The 17,147-nt window shown below is 71.1% G+C and carries 13 protein-coding genes; 7 read left to right on the forward strand and 6 right to left on the reverse strand.

Annotated features, from left to right (window positions below):
• The first annotated feature begins 69 nt into the window (after nucleotides 1–69).
• Complete coding sequence (locus DY218_RS17875; RefSeq protein WP_128557062.1) at nucleotides 70–471, forward strand: VOC family protein; 402 nt, start codon at nucleotides 70–72, stop codon at nucleotides 469–471.
• 25 nt (nucleotides 472–496) lie between these two features.
• Here the strand turns inward: DY218_RS17875 and DY218_RS17880 are convergent, their stop codons facing one another.
• Nucleotides 497–1,159, reverse strand: coding sequence for a hypothetical protein (locus DY218_RS17880; protein ID WP_128557063.1), 663 nt, complete (start codon nucleotides 1,157–1,159; stop codon nucleotides 497–499).
• Between the two features lie 58 nt (nucleotides 1,160–1,217).
• A complete protein-coding gene (locus DY218_RS17885; RefSeq protein ID WP_233521669.1) occupies nucleotides 1,218–1,700 on the reverse strand; it encodes an Rv3235 family protein in 483 nt (160 codons plus the stop codon).
• 311 nt (nucleotides 1,701–2,011) lie between these two features.
• Here DY218_RS17885 and DY218_RS17890 point away from each other — a divergent pair, with 311 nt between their 5' ends.
• Both DY218_RS17890 and DY218_RS17895 read left to right on the forward strand, forming a co-directional pair.
• Nucleotides 2,012–2,518 (forward strand): DUF6912 family protein, encoded by a 507-nt coding sequence (locus DY218_RS17890; protein WP_128557064.1) that lies wholly within the window; start codon nucleotides 2,012–2,014, stop codon nucleotides 2,516–2,518.
• Nucleotides 2,519–2,584: 66 nt separating this feature from the next.
• Nucleotides 2,585–3,247, forward strand: a complete 663-nt coding sequence (locus tag DY218_RS17895; protein WP_128557065.1) for an HAD family hydrolase — start codon at nucleotides 2,585–2,587, stop codon at nucleotides 3,245–3,247.
• Nucleotides 3,248–3,300: 53 nt separating this feature from the next.
• Here the strand turns inward: DY218_RS17895 and DY218_RS17900 are convergent, their stop codons facing one another.
• Nucleotides 3,301–3,867: a DJ-1/PfpI family protein gene (locus DY218_RS17900; protein ID WP_128557066.1), complete on the reverse strand. Its 567-nt coding sequence runs from the start codon at nucleotides 3,865–3,867 to the stop codon at nucleotides 3,301–3,303.
• A 495-nt stretch (nucleotides 3,868–4,362) separates the two neighbouring features.
• Here DY218_RS17900 and DY218_RS17905 point away from each other — a divergent pair, with 495 nt between their 5' ends.
• The 3 genes from DY218_RS17905 to DY218_RS17915 all read left to right on the forward strand — a co-directional run bounded on the left by DY218_RS17905 (nucleotide 4,363) and on the right by DY218_RS17915 (nucleotide 13,484).
• Complete coding sequence (locus tag DY218_RS17905; RefSeq protein ID WP_128557067.1) at nucleotides 4,363–9,306, forward strand: NAD-glutamate dehydrogenase; 4,944 nt, start codon at nucleotides 4,363–4,365, stop codon at nucleotides 9,304–9,306.
• A 159-nt stretch (nucleotides 9,307–9,465) separates the two neighbouring features.
• On the forward strand, nucleotides 9,466–12,354 hold the full coding sequence (locus DY218_RS17910) for a bifunctional glycosyltransferase/CDP-glycerol:glycerophosphate glycerophosphotransferase (RefSeq protein WP_128557068.1): 2,889 nt from the start codon (nucleotides 9,466–9,468) through the stop codon (nucleotides 12,352–12,354).
• Complete coding sequence (locus tag DY218_RS17915) at nucleotides 12,351–13,484, forward strand: glycosyltransferase (protein ID WP_128557069.1); 1,134 nt, start codon at nucleotides 12,351–12,353, stop codon at nucleotides 13,482–13,484. Before DY218_RS17910 ends, DY218_RS17915 begins: the two co-directional genes overlap by 4 nt.
• Nucleotides 13,485–13,547: 63 nt before the next feature.
• Here DY218_RS17915 and DY218_RS17920 read toward each other — a convergent pair whose 3' ends face one another.
• Nucleotides 13,548–14,360: an ABC transporter ATP-binding protein gene (locus DY218_RS17920; RefSeq protein ID WP_233521670.1), complete on the reverse strand. Its 813-nt coding sequence runs from the start codon at nucleotides 14,358–14,360 to the stop codon at nucleotides 13,548–13,550.
• Nucleotides 14,353–15,282 carry an ABC transporter permease gene (locus DY218_RS17925; protein WP_128557070.1) on the reverse strand — a complete coding sequence of 310 codons (930 nt, stop codon included), beginning with the start codon at nucleotides 15,280–15,282 and terminating at the stop codon, nucleotides 14,353–14,355. Before DY218_RS17925 ends, DY218_RS17920 begins: the two co-directional genes overlap by 8 nt.
• A 157-nt stretch (nucleotides 15,283–15,439) precedes the next feature.
• Here DY218_RS17925 and DY218_RS17930 point away from each other — a divergent pair, with 157 nt between their 5' ends.
• On the forward strand, nucleotides 15,440–16,090 hold the full coding sequence (locus DY218_RS17930) for a TetR/AcrR family transcriptional regulator (RefSeq protein WP_128557071.1): 651 nt from the start codon (nucleotides 15,440–15,442) through the stop codon (nucleotides 16,088–16,090).
• Between the two features lie 60 nt (nucleotides 16,091–16,150).
• On the opposite strand, the gene galE is transcribed toward DY218_RS17930, so the two are convergent.
• Entirely contained in the window at nucleotides 16,151–17,131 is a 981-nt protein-coding gene (gene galE, locus DY218_RS17935; protein ID WP_128557072.1) for a UDP-glucose 4-epimerase GalE, read from the reverse strand.
• Between the last annotated feature and the right edge of the window lie 16 nt (nucleotides 17,132–17,147).

The following is a 17,147-nucleotide window of genomic DNA, read 5'->3' on the forward strand; positions in this document are numbered from 1 at the left end:
GCCGGGTCCGGCGTGCTGCCGGACCCGGCCCGCTGTCGTTCCGGGGCCGAGTGCGGGCAGGGTGGTCGGATGGTTCATCTCGGCATGGTGACGCTGGTGGTGCGCGACTACGACGAGGCGATCGCGTTCTACCGGGACGTGCTCGGCTTCGTCCTCCTGGAGGACACCCGCATCGACGACGCGAAGCGGTGGGTGGTCGTCGCGCCGCCCGGCGCCCGGGAGACGGCCGTGCTGCTCGCGCGGGCGGCGAACGGCCGGCAGCGCGACAGGGTCGGTGACCAGACCGGCGGGAGGGTCGGCTGGTTCCTATCCACGGACGACTTCGAGCGGGACCACGCGCGGCTGCAGGCCGCCGGTGTCGTCTTCGAGGAGGCGCCGCGCGAGGAGGCGTACGGCACGGTGGCCGTCTTCCGCGACCTGTACGGGAACAGGTGGGACCTGATCGAGCCGCGGGACGGGGAAGCGCGGTGACGCCCGAGCAGGCAGCCGCCGGACCTCAGGGAGCAGCCTGCGCCGGACTCGGAGTCCATGAGGTCAGGCCGTCCGTCGGGGTGCTCCCGCTCCAGGCGCGGTACTCGTCGTACGTACGGACCCCGTGTTCCAGGACCGAGCGATAGACCCACACGCCCTGGGTGGCCTCGCCCCGTGCCTGCGCGCCCTCCTTGACCGCGAGGACGGCGTCGCGCGTCGAGGCGTCCAGGGCCGCGCGTACGGGGGCGACGAGGTGCGCCGCGCGGGGCCCGGGGTGGTCGTCGGGCAGCCACCACATGTCGACCGTCCACGTCTCACCGGGAGTGAGCTCGGGGTCGTCGGGCGTGGCCTCGTAGTCGAGACGCCAGTAGAGACCTCGGTCCGGCCGGTCGAGGGCGTTGGCGAACCGCAGTCCGCGTACGCCGGACAGTTGGGCGCAGGGTGCGAGTGCGGCGAAGCCGTCCGCGACGGACGGTGCCGTGGAGTAGATCTCCATGTCGATGTCCCGCTCCACCACCAGGTCCAGTGCCACGGAGCCCACGAGCACCGGTGCACCGTACGGCCGCCACCGCTCGAGCAGGCCGAGCCGGTCGAGGAGGATCTGTCCGGTGGCCCGGCGCCGGCGGGCGCGAGCGTGGCGAGCGGCGGCGGTGTCGGGGGCGGTGTTCGGATCCATCGATGCGGCCATCCCGGGATCGTAGGGCGGGCGTGCGCGGCGCCGTCGCGGCGGGTGGGCGAGCGGTGCGTCACGCCCCTGGGCGCCCGTCGTGCCGGCCGTCGAGCTCGACCGCGGCGCAGCGCCAGCGGAGGTCGGGGCCCTGTTCCAGGCGGAAGGCCATGGCGCGCACCCGGTCCCCGGTGGCGATGCAGGCGCTGGCCTCGACGATGCCGGGGACCAGCGGGTGGGCGCGGCAGGTGCGCACGACGGGCCGGGCGCCGGCGGTCCGGAACGGGGCGACCGGCGCCAGCTCGACCAGCTGCTGGTAGCCCTCGCCGATGCTGTGGTTCAGCATCCAGTGGACCGGGCGCCGGCCGCTGAGTACGGCGAGAAGGCGTTCGGCGAAGAGCTCGTGCGGGGTGATGCGGACCGGTGTCCGTGCCGGGCCGCCCGGACTCCTGCGCGGTCCCGGTACGACTGGCGGGCGGCCCGGCGCCGTGCCTGCGGGTCCGGACGGCCCGCGCTGGTCGCGGCGCCTGGTGGGTCCCGTGCCGATACGCGTCCTGGTCATGGTCGTCGCCCCGTTTCTGCTCGGGCCCGGAGTGCTTACCGGGCAGTAGCTTGTGGCGTTCTTCTACGGGGATCACGGCCTTCGGTGCAACGTGCGACGGGCCGCCGACCAGGGCCCGGCAGAGATCACCTATCAGGGTGACGGGCCAAGGGGCGCCTGGGCTGTGGGCGTCGTACGCGGAGACCGGACAGCGCCGCGAGGGCCGACACCCCCGCCTCGATGGGGGACAGCAGACGTATCCTTGAGGCCCCTGCGACCCGACCGGACGGGCCCCGGGCACACCCCACCACCGACCCACGAAAGCGGCGGCCATGCGCGTGTACGTCCCCCTGACCCTCACCTCCCTCGCCGAGGCGCACAGGGCGGGCGAACTGGGCCCGGGCCCGCTCACCGCGTACGCCGTGACGCCGGCGCTGCGCGAGTGGTACCTCTCCGACGACATCGAGGAGCTGGAGTACGCCGCGCTCAACCGCGCGGCCGGGGCCTCCCTGCGGCTCGTGGCCGGTGACCCGTCGACCGCCCGCCGCCGGGTGGTGCTCGCCGCCGACGTACCGGACTCCGCGGCCTCCGTCGATCCCGACCGCGGTCTCGACGCGGGGGCGCTCGGCGAGGTGCGCATCGCGGGTGCGGTGCCGTTGGCCAAGGCCGCAGCCGTGCACGTGGACTCGGACGAGGCCGCGGCGGATGTGACGGCCGCCGCGGAGGCGCTCGGTGCGGCGGACCTCGGCGACGACGACGCGCAGTTCACGGTCGACGGGGCCGAGGACCACGAGCTGCTCTGGTACGCGACGCAGGAGATCGCGAATCTCATCGACTGAGCCGGGCCCACGGCCGTCCCCGTCCGCCCTGGAGCGTTGTCAGAGGTGCCCGGTAGCTTGGAGGGCATGGGGAAGCAGGGTTCACACATCGTCTGGGACTGGAACGGCACACTGTTCCACGACATCGACGCGGTCATCGGCGCGACCAATGCCGCCTTCGCGGAGACGGGCCTGGCCCCGATAACCCTCGAGCAGTACCGGGAGCTGTACTGCGTACCGGTCCCGCGTTTCTACGAGCGCCTGACCGGCCGGCTGCCCACCGAGGCCGAGTGGGAGGTGATGGACAAGGCGTTCCACCGGCACTACACGGCGCGCAGGGCCGCCTGCGGCCTCGCCGAGGGAGTGGACCTGCTGCTGCGCGACTGGCAGTCGGCCGGTCACAGCCAGTCCATACTCAGCCTCTTCGGCCATGACGAACTGGTGCCGCTGGTGCGGGACTTCGGCATCGAGAGCCACTTCGTACGGGTGGACGGGCGGACCGGGCCGTCCGGTGGCACCAAGGCACAGCACATGGAGCGCCATGTCGCAGCGCTCACCGGCGTCGACCCCGAGCGGACCGTGGTCATCGGGGACGCGGTGGACGACGCCCTGGCCGCCGCGCATGTGGGCGCCCGCGCGGTGCTGTACACGGGCGGTTCGCACAGCCGGGCCAGCCTGGCCGAGGCGGGTGTGCCGGTGGTGGACACGCTGGCCGAGGCGGTCACGGAAGCAGGCCGCCTCGCGGCGTGACGCCCCCTCGTGGCCCGGACTCGACGGCTCGCGCCCCGGCCCCGACGGCCCCGTCAGGAAACCGGAGCCGTGTCGCGCAGCACGGTGAGGAACTCGCGCATCCAGCGCGAGTGGTCCGGCCAGGCCCGGGCGGACACCAGCGTGCCGTCGACCACCGTCTCGGCGTCCTCGAAGCTCGCGCCGGCCGACTGCATGTCCAGTTCGAGGGCCGGATACGCGGTGACGCGGCGCCCGCTCAGGCTGCCGATCGCGGCGGTGAGCAGCGGGCCGTGGCAGATCTGCGCCACCGGCTTGTCGCCGTCGAAGAACGACTTCACGAGCTTGCGCAGCTCGGGGTCGTTGCGCAGATACTCGGGCGCCCGGCCGCCGGGGATCACCAGGGCGGCGTAACTCCCCGCGTCGACCTCGGAGAAGGCCAGGTGGGCGGGCCAGGTGTAGCCGGGCTTCTCGGTGTAGGTGTCGAAGCCCGGTTCGAAGTCGTGCACCACGAAGCGCAGGACCTTGCGGGCCGGCGCGGCGATATGGACGTCGTACCCCTCCTCGCGCAGCCGCTGGTACGGGTAGAGGACCTCCAGCGACTCCGCCGCGTCCCCGGTCACGATCAGGATCTTCGGTGCCATGGCTGCACGCTCCCCGGTGCCGGATCTCCGCCCCTTGTCCGGGTACGGGCACGGGGCCTGTTTGTCCAACGTGCCGCGATCCGCCCGTTTTGCCAAGTCCTCGGGTGGTCGGGCCCCTGTTGTCATGGGACAAGGTGTCAAAGTTCGACCCCCTGATTTGTCCACAACTGGCTCATGACGGACCACCGGCGAAGAGGGATAGCCTGGGTCCCGTGATCAGCGCGATAGCCAGTGCCGCGTCAGGCACTACCGGGGGCAGCGCCGCCCCCGGGCCGCGCCCGGTGCACTCGGACGACATCCGGGACCGGGCCGCATTCGCCGATCTTCCGGGCCGGATCAGGCCGACAACAATGGCCGATAACCCCCCGCCCGTCACTCGACGGGGCATAACGTCGTCACGGACCGGACACCCCGCGTCGTGGCGTACGGCAAGGATCGGCGGAACGACATCTCTTTCTACGTCTCGCAACGGCGCGCGACAGGAGCCTAAGGACAATGCAGACCAAGCTGGACGAAGCCAAGGCCGAGCTGCTCGCAAGGGCGGCACGGGTTGCTGAGAACAGCCCGGTGGGCGGACACCTACCGACCGGGGCCACGAGCGAGGGTGGGTCCGCGGCGCCGGCCGAGGACACGCTCCTGACGTACCTCCAGCGCTACTACCTGCACACCGCACCCGAGGACCTGGCCGACCGCGATCCGGTCGACATCTTCGGTGCCGCGCTCTCCCACTACAGACTGGCCGAGGAGCGCCCGCAGGGCACGGCGAACGTCAAGGTGCACACCCCGACCGTCGAGGAGAACGGCTGGACCTGCAGCCACTCCGTGGTCGAGGTCGTCACCGACGACATGCCGTTCCTGGTGGACTCGGTCACCAATGAACTCTCCCGGCAGAACCGCGGCATCCACGTGGTGATCCACCCGCAGGTCACGGTGCGCCGCGATGTGACGGGCAAGCTGATCGAGGTGCTGCCCGAAGGCTCGAAGGACGGTTCGCACGACACTCTCGTCGAGTCCTGGATCCACGTCGAGATCGACCGCGAGACGGACCGCTCCGATCTCAAGCAGATCACCCTGGACCTGGTGCGCATCCTGTCCGACGTCCGGGAGGCCGTCGAGGACTGGGAGAAGATGCGCGAGGCCGCGCTGCGCATCGCCGACGAGCTGCCGAGCGAGCCCACCGCGGACGACCTGCAGAACCAGGAGGTCGAGGAGGCCCGCGAGCTGCTCCGCTGGCTCGCCGCCGACCACTTCACCTTCCTCGGCTACCGCGAGTACCACCTCAACGAGGACGATTCGCTCGGCGCCCTGCCCGGCACCGGCCTCGGCATCCTGCGCGCCGACCCGCACCACACCGGCGAGGACGTGCACGGGCATCCGGTCAGCCCGTCCTTCAACCGGCTGCCGGCCGACGCCCGCGCCAAGGCCCGTGAGCACAAGCTCCTGGTGCTGACCAAGGCCAACAGCCGCGCCACCGTGCACCGTCCGAGCTACCTCGACTACGTCGGCGTCAAGAAGTTCGACGACAAGGGCAATGTGATCGGGGAGCGCCGCTTCCTCGGCCTGTTCTCCTCGGCCGCGTACACCGAGTCGGTGCGCCGGGTGCCGGTGATCCGCCGCAAGGTCGCCGAGGTGCTCAAGGGCGCGGGCTTCTCGCCCAACAGCCACGACGGCCGCGACCTGCTGCAGATCCTCGAGACGTACCCGCGCGACGAGCTGTTCCAGACGCCGCCGGACGAGCTGCGCTCCATCGTCACCAGCGTCCTGTATCTGCAGGAGCGCCGGCGCCTCAGGCTCTACCTGCGCAAGGACGAGTACGGCCGCTACTACTCGGCGCTCGTCTATCTGCCCCGCGACCGCTACACGACGGGCGTACGGCTGCGCATCATCGACATCCTGAAGGAGGAACTCCAGGGCGCCAGCGTCGACTTCACGGCGTGGAACACGGAGTCCATCCTGTCCCGGCTGCACTTCGTGGTCCGGGTGAAGCAGGGCACCGAGCTGCCCGCGCTGACCGACGCCGACACCGAGCGGATCGAGGCCCGGCTCGTCGACGCGGCCCGGTCCTGGGCCGACGGCTTCGCCGAGGCTCTCAACGCCGAGCTGGGCGAGGAGCGCGCCGCCGCACTGCTTCGCAAGTACGGCGGCGGCTTCCCCGAGGGCTACAAGGCCGATCACAATCCGCGTGCCGCCGTCGCCGACCTCACGCACCTGGAGCAACTGGCGCACGAGGGGCGCGAGTTCGCCCTCAGCCTGTACGAGCCGGTAGGCGCGGGCCCCGGTGAGCGCCGCTTCAAGATCTACCGTGACGGCGGCCAGGTCTCGCTCTCCGCCGTGCTTCCGGTCCTGCAGAAGCTCGGCTGCGAGGTCGTCGACGAGCGGCCCTACGAGCTGCGCCGCAGCGACCGCAGCACCGCCTGGATCTACGACTTCGGCCTGCGGATGCCCAAGTCCAACGGCAACGGCGACTATCTGGCCGACGACGCCCGCGAGCGTTTCCAGGAGGCCTTCGCCGCGGTCTGGACCGGCCGGGCGGAGAACGACGGCTTCAACTCCCTCGTCCTCGCCGCCGGTCTGAGCTGGCGCCAGGCGATGGTGCTGCGGGCGTACGCGAAGTACCTGCGGCAGGCCGGCTCCAAGTTCAGCCAGGACTATATGGAGGACACCCTCCACAACAACGTCCACACCACACGGCTGCTCGTCTCGCTCTTCGAGGCGCGGATGTCGCCGGACCGGCAGCGGGCCGGCACCGAGCTGATCGACGGCCTGCTCGAAGAGGTGGACGGCGCCCTCGACCAGGTCGCCTCGCTCGACGAGGACCGGATCCTGAGGTCGTTCCTCACGGTCATCAAGGCCACCCTGCGGACGAACTTCTTCCAGGAGGCCTCGGGCGGCGTCCCGCATGCGTACGTCTCCATGAAGTTCGACCCGCAGGCCATCCCGGATCTGCCCGCGCCCCGGCCGGCGTACGAGATCTGGGTGTACTCGCCGCGGGTCGAGGGCGTGCACCTGCGGTTCGGGAAGGTCGCGCGCGGTGGTCTGCGCTGGTCGGACCGGCGGGAGGACTTCCGTACCGAGATCCTCGGCCTGGTCAAGGCGCAGATGGTGAAGAACACCGTGATCGTGCCGGTCGGCGCGAAGGGCGGATTCGTCGCCAAGCAGCTGCCGGACCCGGCCAAGGACCGGGACGCGTGGCTCGCCGAGGGCGTCGCCAGCTACAAGACGTTCATCTCGGCGCTGCTCGACATCACCGACAACATGGTCGGCGGCGAGGTCGTACCGCCCGCCGAGGTGGTGCGCCACGACGAGGACGACACCTATCTGGTGGTCGCCGCGGACAAGGGCACCGCGACGTTCTCCGACATCGCCAACGAGGTCGCCGAGAGCTACAACTTCTGGCTCGGCGACGCCTTCGCCTCCGGCGGCTCGGCCGGCTACGACCACAAGGGCATGGGCATCACCGCCCGCGGTGCCTGGGAGTCGGTCAAGCGGCACTTCAGGGAGCTGGGGCACGACACCCAGACCGAGGACTTCACCGCGGTCGGCGTCGGCGACATGTCCGGCGACGTCTTCGGCAACGGCATGCTGCTCAGCGAGCACATCCGCCTGGTCGCCGCCTTCGACCACCGGCACATCTTCATCGACCCGAACCCGGACGCGGCCGTCTCCTACGCCGAGCGGCGCCGGCTCTTCGAGCTGCCCCGCTCGTCCTGGTCGGACTACGACAAGGACCTGCTGTCCGCGGGCGGCGGCATCCACCCGCGCAGCGCCAAGTCGATCCCGGTGAACGCGCAGATGCGCGAGGCCCTCGACATCGACGCCTCGGTGTCGAAGATGACGCCCGCCGAGCTGATGCAGGCCATCCTCAAGTCGCCGGTCGACCTGCTGTGGAACGGCGGCATCGGTACGTACGTCAAGGCGAGCACCGAGTCGAACGCGGACGTCGGGGACAAGGCCAACGACGCGATCCGGGTGGACGGCGCCGATCTGCGCGCCAAGGTCGTCGGCGAGGGCGGCAATCTGGGCCTGACCCAGCTCGGCCGCATCGAGTTCGCCCAGCACGGCGGCCGGATCAACACCGACGCGATCGACAACAGCGCCGGCGTGGACACCTCCGACCACGAGGTGAACATCAAGATCTTGCTCAACGCGGTGGTGGGGGACGGCGATCTGACGGTCAAGCAGCGCAACAAGCTGCTCGCCGAGATGACCGAAGACGTCGGCCGCCTGGTCCTGCGCAACAACTACGCGCAGAACACGGCCCTGGCCAACGCCCTCGCACAGTCCTCAAGCATGGTGCACGCCCAGCAGCGCTTCATGCGCTCCCTGGTGCGCGACGGCCACCTCGACCGGGCGCTCGAGTTCCTGCCGACCGACCGGCAGATCCGGGAGCGGCTCACCCATGGGCACGGTCTGACCCAGCCCGAGACGGCCGTCCTGCTCGCGTACACCAAGATCACGGTGGCGGACCAGCTGCTCGCCACGGACCTGCCGGACGACCCCTATCTGCAGCGGCTGCTGCACGCGTACTTCCCGAAGCAGCTGAACGAGCGGTACGCCGAGCAGATCGACGCGCACGCGCTGCGCCGCGAGATCGTCACCACGGTCCTGGTCAACGACACGGTGAACGCGGGCGGCACCAGCTTCCTGCACCGGATGCGCGAGGAGACCGGCGCCTCGCTCGAAGAGGTCGTACGGGCGCACACGGCCGCGCGCGAGATCTTCGGGCTCGGCTCGGTCTGGGACGCCGTCGAAGAGCTGGACAACGTGGTGCCGGCCGAAGTGCAGACCCGCATCCGGCTGCACTCGCGGCGGCTCGTCGAGCGCGGCACCCGCTGGCTGCTCAACAACCGTCCGCAGCCGCTCGAACTGGCCGAGACCATCGGCTTCTTCAGCGGTGGAGTGCGGCAGGTCTGGGCCGAGCTGCCGTCGCTGCTTCGCGGTGAGGACCTCGAGTGGTACCAGCAGATCCGGGACGAGCTGATGGGGGCGGGTGTCACCGAGGAGCTGGCCCAGCGGGTCGCCGGCTTCTCCTCGGCCTTCCCGACCCTGGACAACGTGCTGATCGCGGACAACATGGGCAAGGAGCCGATGGCGGTCGCCGAGGTGTACTACGACCTCGCGGACCGGCTCGGGATCACCCAGCTGATGGATCGCATCAGCGCCCTGCCGCGTACCGACCGCTGGCAGTCGATGGCCCGCGCGGCCATCCGTGAGGACCTGTATGCGGCGCATGCCGCGCTCACGGCCGACGTCCTCGCGGTGGGCGGCGACTCGGCGACGCCGGAGCAGCGCTACAAGGCCTGGGAGCAGCAGAACGCGGCGATCCTGGGCCGGGCGAAGACCACCCTGGACGAGATCCGGGGCTCGGAAGACTTCGACCTGGCGAACCTGTCGGTGGCGATGCGGACGATGCGGACGCTGCTGCGTACGCACAGCTGACGTCGGGAGTCGCACGGGCGGAAGGGGTCCTTCGGGGCCCCTTCCGTCGTTCGCCCCGTCGTTCCCGTGCCTCAGTCGGCCGCCACAGGATCGATGGTTTGTCCCGTTATGGACGACAATCGGCTGTGGGTGTGCCGGGCCGGCTGTCTGGAGGGACGCATGGATGTGACCGCGGACGTGTCGGTCGTGGTGATCGTCCACGACGACGAGGAGCGGCTGCCCGCGGCCGTGTGGTCCGCGCTCGGCCAGACGCTGCGGTCCGTCGAGGTCCTGATCGTCGACGACTGCAGCACGGACGGCTCGTACCGCATCGCGCGGGAGTTCGCCGCCGCGCACCCGGGCCGGGTGCGCGCCTTCCGGCTGCCGGAGAACAGCGGAGGCTGCGGCGCCCCGCGGAACCTCGGCGTCGACCACGCGCGCGGGGCGTACGTCATGTTCCTGGACAGCGACGACGTACTCGAGCGCAACGCCTGCCGCAACATGCTGGAGGCCGCCGAGAGCACCGGTGCCGACCTGGTCTCCGGGCTCTGCGTGCGGGTCCACGTCGACTCCCGCAGCGGAAAGCAGGTCAAGTGGCACCCCTGGCTGTACGACCGGACCCGCACCCTGGAGTCGATCGCCGAACTCCCCGGTCTGCTCGTCTTCGACACCCTGGCCACGAACAAGTGCTACCGCCGGGACTTCCTCGACCGTGCGGACCTGCGCTTCCCCGTCGGCATCCACTACGAGGACCTGCTGTTCTCCGCTCGCGCCTACGTCGCCGCCCGGCGCATCACTCTCATTCCGAACCGCGTCTACGACTGGCACGTGGTGGACGGCGCGGGTGCCAGGTCCATCAGCAACCGCCGCCACGAGATCGCCAACTTCGCGCACCGCCTGGAGATCCACCGCAGGGTCGACGCGCTCCTGGCCGAACACGGGCTCACCGACCTCGAGTTCCACAAGGACGTGAAGTTCCTCAAGCACGACCTGGTGCTGCATCTGCGCGATCTGCCCGCGACGGACGAGGCGTACCGGCGGGCCTTCGCCGAGCTCGCCCGGCCCTACATCGCCGGATTCGCGCCCGAGGTCTACCGGGAGGTGCGGCCCGTCCAGGCCGTCTGCGCCTATCTGCTGCTCGTGGACGACTGGGACCGGCTGATCCCGGCGGCCGACACCCTCACCAACCCCGACAAGCTGTCGTCGCCGCTGGCCGAGCGCGACGACCGGGTCTACTGGTGCGCCGAGCACCTGGACGACCCGCTGGGCCGGGACGTCCTCGATGTGACCGCTCTCGGGTACCACACCACCCCGCTCGGGCAGCTCTTCCTGCGCAACGAGCTCACCGAGTACAGCGATCTCGGTGCGGGCGGGCGCGGTCCGGTACGGCTCGCGGGGCGGATCGTGAACCCGCTGGGGCGGATCCGGGCGGACCGTCCGCTGCGCGGGCGGCTCGAGTTCAGCGCCCGCCGGCGCAGTCCGCAGACGTTCCGCTTCCCGCTCGTCTCGCTGCGGCACGCCGGGGAGACGCTCGAGTGGACCGCCGAGGTGGACCTCGCGCGCCGGCTGCGGCCGCTCGGCGTGCTCGACGCGGTGTGGGACGTACGGCTGGTCCTGGAGGTCGGCGGGGACGCCGGCGGGGCAGGTGAGCGGCTGCGGACGCGGCTCAGTGCGCAGGCCCAGGACCTTGTGGGTGCAGGCGAGTTGCGGGTCCGTCCGCGGCTCACCAGGCTCGCCGCGGACCGGCTCGAACCGCGGATCTCACGGCGCGGCCATCTCTCGTTCCGCCTCGTCTCGCGCGGGCCGGCGGCGCGGCGCAGCGAGCAGGTGATCCGCCGGGCCATCGCCACCGGGCCGGCCGACACCGCCAAGCGGAAGGTGCGCTCCGTCCGGCGCCGCCTGCGCTCCGGGGACACCAAGATCCGCGCCTACCGCCGGCTCCTCGTCCGGCTGCCCGTACGCAGGGGCCTGGTGGTCTTCGAGAGCCACCTCGGGCGGCAGTACAGCGACAGCCCGCGGGCGATCTACGAGGAGATGCGGCGGCAGGGAGTGCGCTTCCGCGCCGTGTGGTCGTACGCCGGGGATCCGGCCGGGTTCCCCAAGGACGCGGTCCTGGTGCGGCGTTGGAGCTGGCCGTATCTGCGGTATCTGGCACAGGCCGAGTTCTGGATCGACAACCAGGGCTTCCCGCTGCGGCTCGACAAGCGTCCGGAGACCACGTACATCCAGACCTGGCACGGCTCGGCGCTCAAGCGGATGGGCTTCGACGAACCGGGTCACAAGGCGATGTGGCGGCCGGACCGGGAGGCCTATCAGCGGGCCCTGGACCGCTTCGACGCCTTCCTGGTCCGCTCCGAGCACGATGTGCGCACCCTTGTGCGCGCCTACCGGCTGCGTCCCGATGTGCCGCTGCGCACGGGCTGTCCGCGCAACGACGCACTCGTGGCCGCCCGCGCGGCGGAGGCCGGCACGGGTCCACGCGCGCGTGGCCCCCTGGCCGCGGAGCTCGGGATCCCCGAGGGGCGGACCGTGCTCCTCTATGCCCCCACTTTTCGCGCCACCGAGGGCGGGCAGGTGCGGACCTTCGAAATTCCCTTTGACGTTGAACAGTTCGCGCTGCGCTTCGGGGACCGCTTTGTGCTGCTGATCCGTGCGCACTATCTGAACCAGGTGGTGCTGCCGCCGTCCGTGCGCGGCACGGTGCTCGACGTCACCGGGCGGCACGACATCACCCCGCTGCTGACCCTCGCGGACGGCCTGATCACGGACTACTCGTCGGTGATGTTCGACTACGCCCTGCTCGACCGGCCGATGATCTTCTACGCGTACGACCACGAGGAGTACGCGGTGCACGCGCGCGGCACCTACTTCGACCTGCGCGAGGAGGCTCCGGGGCCGGTGACCGGCACCCAGGAGGAACTCTTCGCAGCCGTGGCCCGGCTCGAGGCGGACGATGCCGAATACGCCGCGTCCCGCGCGGACTTCGTGGCCCGCTACGGCGAGTACGACCAGGGGGACGCCGCGCGTCGCGTCGTCTCGACCTTCTTCGCGCGGGGGAGGCGCGGATGACGACCGCATCCGGGCCGGGTCCCGCGCACCCCGCGCGCGAGGTGTTCCTGATCGCCAACAGCGTCGACGAACTGGGCGGTGTGACGACCTGGACGCACCGGATGGCACGGCTCTTCACCGATCGCGGCCACCGCGTGCACGTCGTCGGCATCAGGGCCGCCGCCGAGGAACATCGGCAGCACCTGGGCGGCGAACTGCCGTACCCCACCACGACGTTGTACGAATCCGGCCCGCCGCGGCAGGGGCGCGCGGCCACGATGCCGGCGCAGGCCGCGAAGCTCACGGCGCTGTTCCGGGCGGCCCGGCCCGGCGCCGTGGTGATCGTCACCCAGGTGTGGGCCATGGAATGGGTGGTCATCGCCGACACTGCGGGGCACACGGTGATCGGCATGAGCCACGAGTCGTTCGCCGCATCGCGGGCGAGTTCGAGGCTGCGGCGGTGCCGGACCTACTACGCGGAGGTCGACCGGATGCTGGCGCTCACCCGGGAGGACGCCGACCTGTGGATCTCCCTGGGCGGCATGAACAACGTCGGCCACCTGCCCAACCCGCTTCCCGTACTGCCCGCCGAGCCCTCGCCCCGCACCGGCCGGATCGTCACCAGCATCGGCCGGCTCGACGACCAGAAGGGCATCGACATGCTCCTGGAGGCCTGGGCCGAGGTCGCGCCGCTGCATCCGGACTGGCAGTTGCACATCTATGGGGACGGAGACCGGGACGAAGAGGCCGCGCTGCGGCGGCAGTGCTGGGCGCTCGGCCTGGACGGTTCGGTCCGCTGGCAAGGGCGGACCGACGATCCGGTGGCGGCGCTGAGGACGAGCTCCGTCTTTGTGCAGTCGTCGCGGTACGAGGGCTTTCCGCTGGCTCTGATGGAGGCGATGGCGACCGGGGTGGCACCGGTGGCCTTCGACTGTGCGCCGGGGGTGCGGGAGATCGTCCGCGACGGGCAGGACGGGCTGCTCGCTCCGCTCGGCAACATCGCCCTGCTTGCCCGGCAGTTGGATGTGCTGATGTCGGACCGGGCGCTCAGGGACCGCCTGGGGCAGGCTGCCCGAGCGAACATCCAGCGGTACTCGGCGGACGGGATCGTGCGGCGGTGGGAGGCGCTGTTCACGTTTCTGGAGCGGTGAGGGCGGAGAGGGCAGTGAGGGCTGGGAGGGCGGCGACCCGGGCGATGCGGGTGCCCGGCCCTGTCAGCGCCTCTTGCCGCCGGTGAACTTCTCGTACTCCGCGAGGACTTCGTCCGTCGGCCCGTCCAGGCGCAGCTCGCCGTGCTCGAGCCAGAGCACCCGGTCGCAGGTGTCCCGGATGGACTTGTTGCTGTGGCTGACCAGGAAGACCGTGCCCGCCTTGCGGCGCAGCTCGTGGATCCGGGCCTCGGAGCGCCGCTGGAAGGCGCGGTCGCCGGTGGCCAGTGCCTCGTCGATCAGCAGGACGTCATGGTCGCGGGCGGCGCCGATGGAGAAGCGCAGCCGGGCACGCATGCCCGACGAATAGGTGCGCATCGGGAGCGAGATGAAGTCGCCCTTCTCGTTGATCCCGGAGAAGTCGACGATGTCGGCGTAGCGCTCCTTGATCTGCTCTCGGGTCAGGCCCATCGCCAGGGCGCCGAGCACCACGTTCCGTTCGCCCGTCAGATCGTCCATCAGGGCGGCGTTGACGCCCATCAGGGACGGCCGGCCCCGGGTGAGGATCCGTCCGCGTTCGGTGGGCAGCAGGCCCGCGACGGCACGCAACAGGGTCGACTTTCCGGAGCCGTTGGTGCCGATCAGGCCGATGGCCTCGCCCTGGTACGCGGTGAACGAGACGCCTCGGACGGCGTGCACCTCGCGGACGCCGCGCGACCGCTCGCCGCGCCGCAGGATGCGGCTGAGGGCGGCGGTGGCGCTGCCGCGGCCGGCGGAGGCGCCGGGGACCCGGTAGACGATGTGGACGCCGTCGGCGATGACGGTGGGAGGGGATGCAGTCCCAGGTGAACTCGGGGATGCAGTCAGGGTGTCAGCCACGGCCGTAGGTCTCCTCCGCCTTCCAGAACCAGATGAATCCGCAGACCGCGGCGACGACTGCCCAGCAGGCCGCGGCCACCCACCATGCGGCTGCCTGGCCCGGCGGCTGCGCCGCGCGGAAGCTGTCGATCAGGGCGTACCGCATGAGGTCGATGAAGACCGCCGCCGGGTTGAACTCCAGTGCCGTGCGCACGAATCCGGGGACGTGGCGCCCCTGAAGCTTCGACTGCAGGCTGAACATCACGCCTGAGCCGTACATCCAGGTGCGCAGGACGAACGGCATCAGCTGTGCCACATCGGGCGTCCCGCTGCCGAGTCGGGCGAGGGCGAGCGCCAGACCGGCGTTGAACAGGAACTGCAGCGCGAGCACACCGGGGACCAGGAGCCAGCAGGCCGTGACCGGTACGCCGAAGCAGAGCAGGATCACGGCGAGTGCGGCCATCGAGAAGAGCAGTTGCTGCAGTTGCTGCAGACAGAACGCCAGCGGGAGCGCGGCGCGCGGGAAGTGCAACGCCCGTACGAGGCCCAGGTTCCCGGCGATGGCGCGGGTCCCGGCGAGCGCCGAGCTCTGCGTGAAGGTGAACACGAACACGCCCGTGACCAGGAACGGGACGAAGTCCTCGATGCCTCGGCGGGTGCCGACGAGGACGCCGAAGACCAGGTAGTGGACCGCCGCGTTGAGCAGCGGTGTCAGGACCTGCCAGAGCTGGCCGAGATGGGCCCGGCTGTACTGCGCGGTGAGCTTGGCGGTGGCGAAGGAGGTGATGAAGTGCCGCCGGTGCCACAGCTGTCGGACGTAGCCGCGCAGGGTGGGGCGGGCACCGCTGACGGTGAGGCCGTGGCGCGCGGCGAGCTCCGCGGGGTCGATCGCCTCGATGACGGGTGCGCCCTGCTGGGGCGGGGCGTCGAGTGCTTGGCTCACGGGACCTCCGGGCGGCGCGAGGTGGTGTCCCCGGCATGGAGTTACGTCGGGACGGGGCCGTTTCGTCGTTGCGCACGAGCGTAGGGTGCGGCCACGTCGAGACGCAACCGTTTCGTCGTGACGTGGTCGTGGTCACGTCGCTCTATGCTTGGCGCCCATGACAGCCAAGAGCAGCGCGGACGGCCCGGGCGAGAACACGGCGGGTGCACCGCAGACGCGGCGGGCGCCGGCCGGCGCGGCCGTGCTCAGGGAGGACGTCACCGAGGCGATCAGGTCGGCGGTCTTCGCGGAGCTCGCGGCCGTCGGTTATGCGCGGATGTCCATCGAGGGCGTCGCCCGGCGGGCCGGCGTCGGCAAGACGGCGGTCTACCGCCGGTGGCGCTCCAAGCTGCAGCTGGTGCTCGACCTGGTGTCCGCGGTCGCCGCGCAGGGACTGCCGGCGCCGGACACCGGCTCGCTCGAGGAGGACCTGCGGCTGCTGTACGAGGTGACCGCGCGGGCGCTGCGGCACCCCGTGGCGGGGCAGATCGTCCCGGATCTGCAGGCGGAGGCCGCCCGTAACCCGGAGATGGCGGCGGCGCTGCAGAAGGCGCTGCGCGAGGGGCAGCACTCGGTCGCGAGCGGCATCGTGCGCGCTGCGTCCGCGCGCGGGGAGCTCTCCGAACTGGACGGCACGGACGAGGACTTGGCCCTCGACCTGATCTCCGGTCCGCTGTACTGGCGCTCCGTGGTGGTCCGCTCACCGCTGCCCGACGGCTATCTGGACCTCCTTGCCACGACCACGGCCGCGGCGCTGCGGGAGCTGTGAGGCGGCAGGGCGCGGGGAGAGCGCGTCAGGAGGAGCGGCCCCGACGCGCCTGCGCGGCCGTCAGCTGCCCGCAGCCTCCGGACGGTGGTACGTCCAGCCCGCCCAGGCGGACGTCACCATGTCCCGTACGTCGTGCTTCGCCTTCCAGTCCAGCTCACCCGAGATGCGATCCGCGGCGGCCACCACGCGCGCGGGGTCGCCCGCCCGGCGCGGTGTGACCTCGGGGGCGATCTCGCGGCCGGTCACCTCGGTGATCAGATCGACCATCTCGCGGACCGAAACGCCTTCACCGCGGCCGATGTTGACCGTCAGCTCCGTGCCTGGATCGGCGGCGAGCCGGCGGGCGGCGGCCACATGCGCGTCGGCCAGGTCGGCCACGTGGATGTAGTCGCGGACGCAGGTGCCGTCCGGTGTCGGGTAGTCGTCGCCGAAGATGCGCGGCGCCTCGCCCGCGCTGAGCTTGTCGAAGACCATCGGGACGATGTTGAACACGCCCGTGTCGGCGAGCTCCGGGGCGGCTGCGCCCGCCACGTTGAAATAGCGCAGGGAGGCGTTCGCCAGGCCGTGTGCCCGGCCCGTCGCGCGCACCAGCCACTCGCCGGCCAGCTTCGTCTCGCCGTACGGGCTCATCGGCAGGCAGGGCGTCTCCTCCGTGACGAGATCGACGTCCGGCATCCCGTAGACGGCGGCCGACGAGCTGAAGACGAAGGCGCCGATGCCCGCGTCCACCACGGCGTCGAGCAGGACGCGGAGGCCCTCCACATTGACCCGGTAGTAGTCCAGGGGGCGCTCCACGGACTCGCCGACCTGCTTCTTCGCCGCGAGGTGGACGACGCCGGTGATGTCGTACTCGGCCAGGGTGCGGCCGAGCAGGTCGCGGTCGAGGATCGAGCCGCGGACCAGGGGGATGCCCTCGGGCACCCGGTCCGCGATGCCGGACGACAGGTCGTCGTACACGACCGCCTGCTCGCCCGCCGCCGTCATGGCGCGGACGACGTGTGCCCCGATGTAGCCGGCGCCGCCGGTGATCAGCCAGGTCATGTCCACTCTGTCCTTT

The sequence above is a fragment of the Streptomyces triticagri genome (assembly GCF_003429565.1).
Taxonomy (GTDB): Bacteria; Actinomycetota; Actinomycetes; order Streptomycetales; family Streptomycetaceae; genus Streptomyces; species Streptomyces triticagri.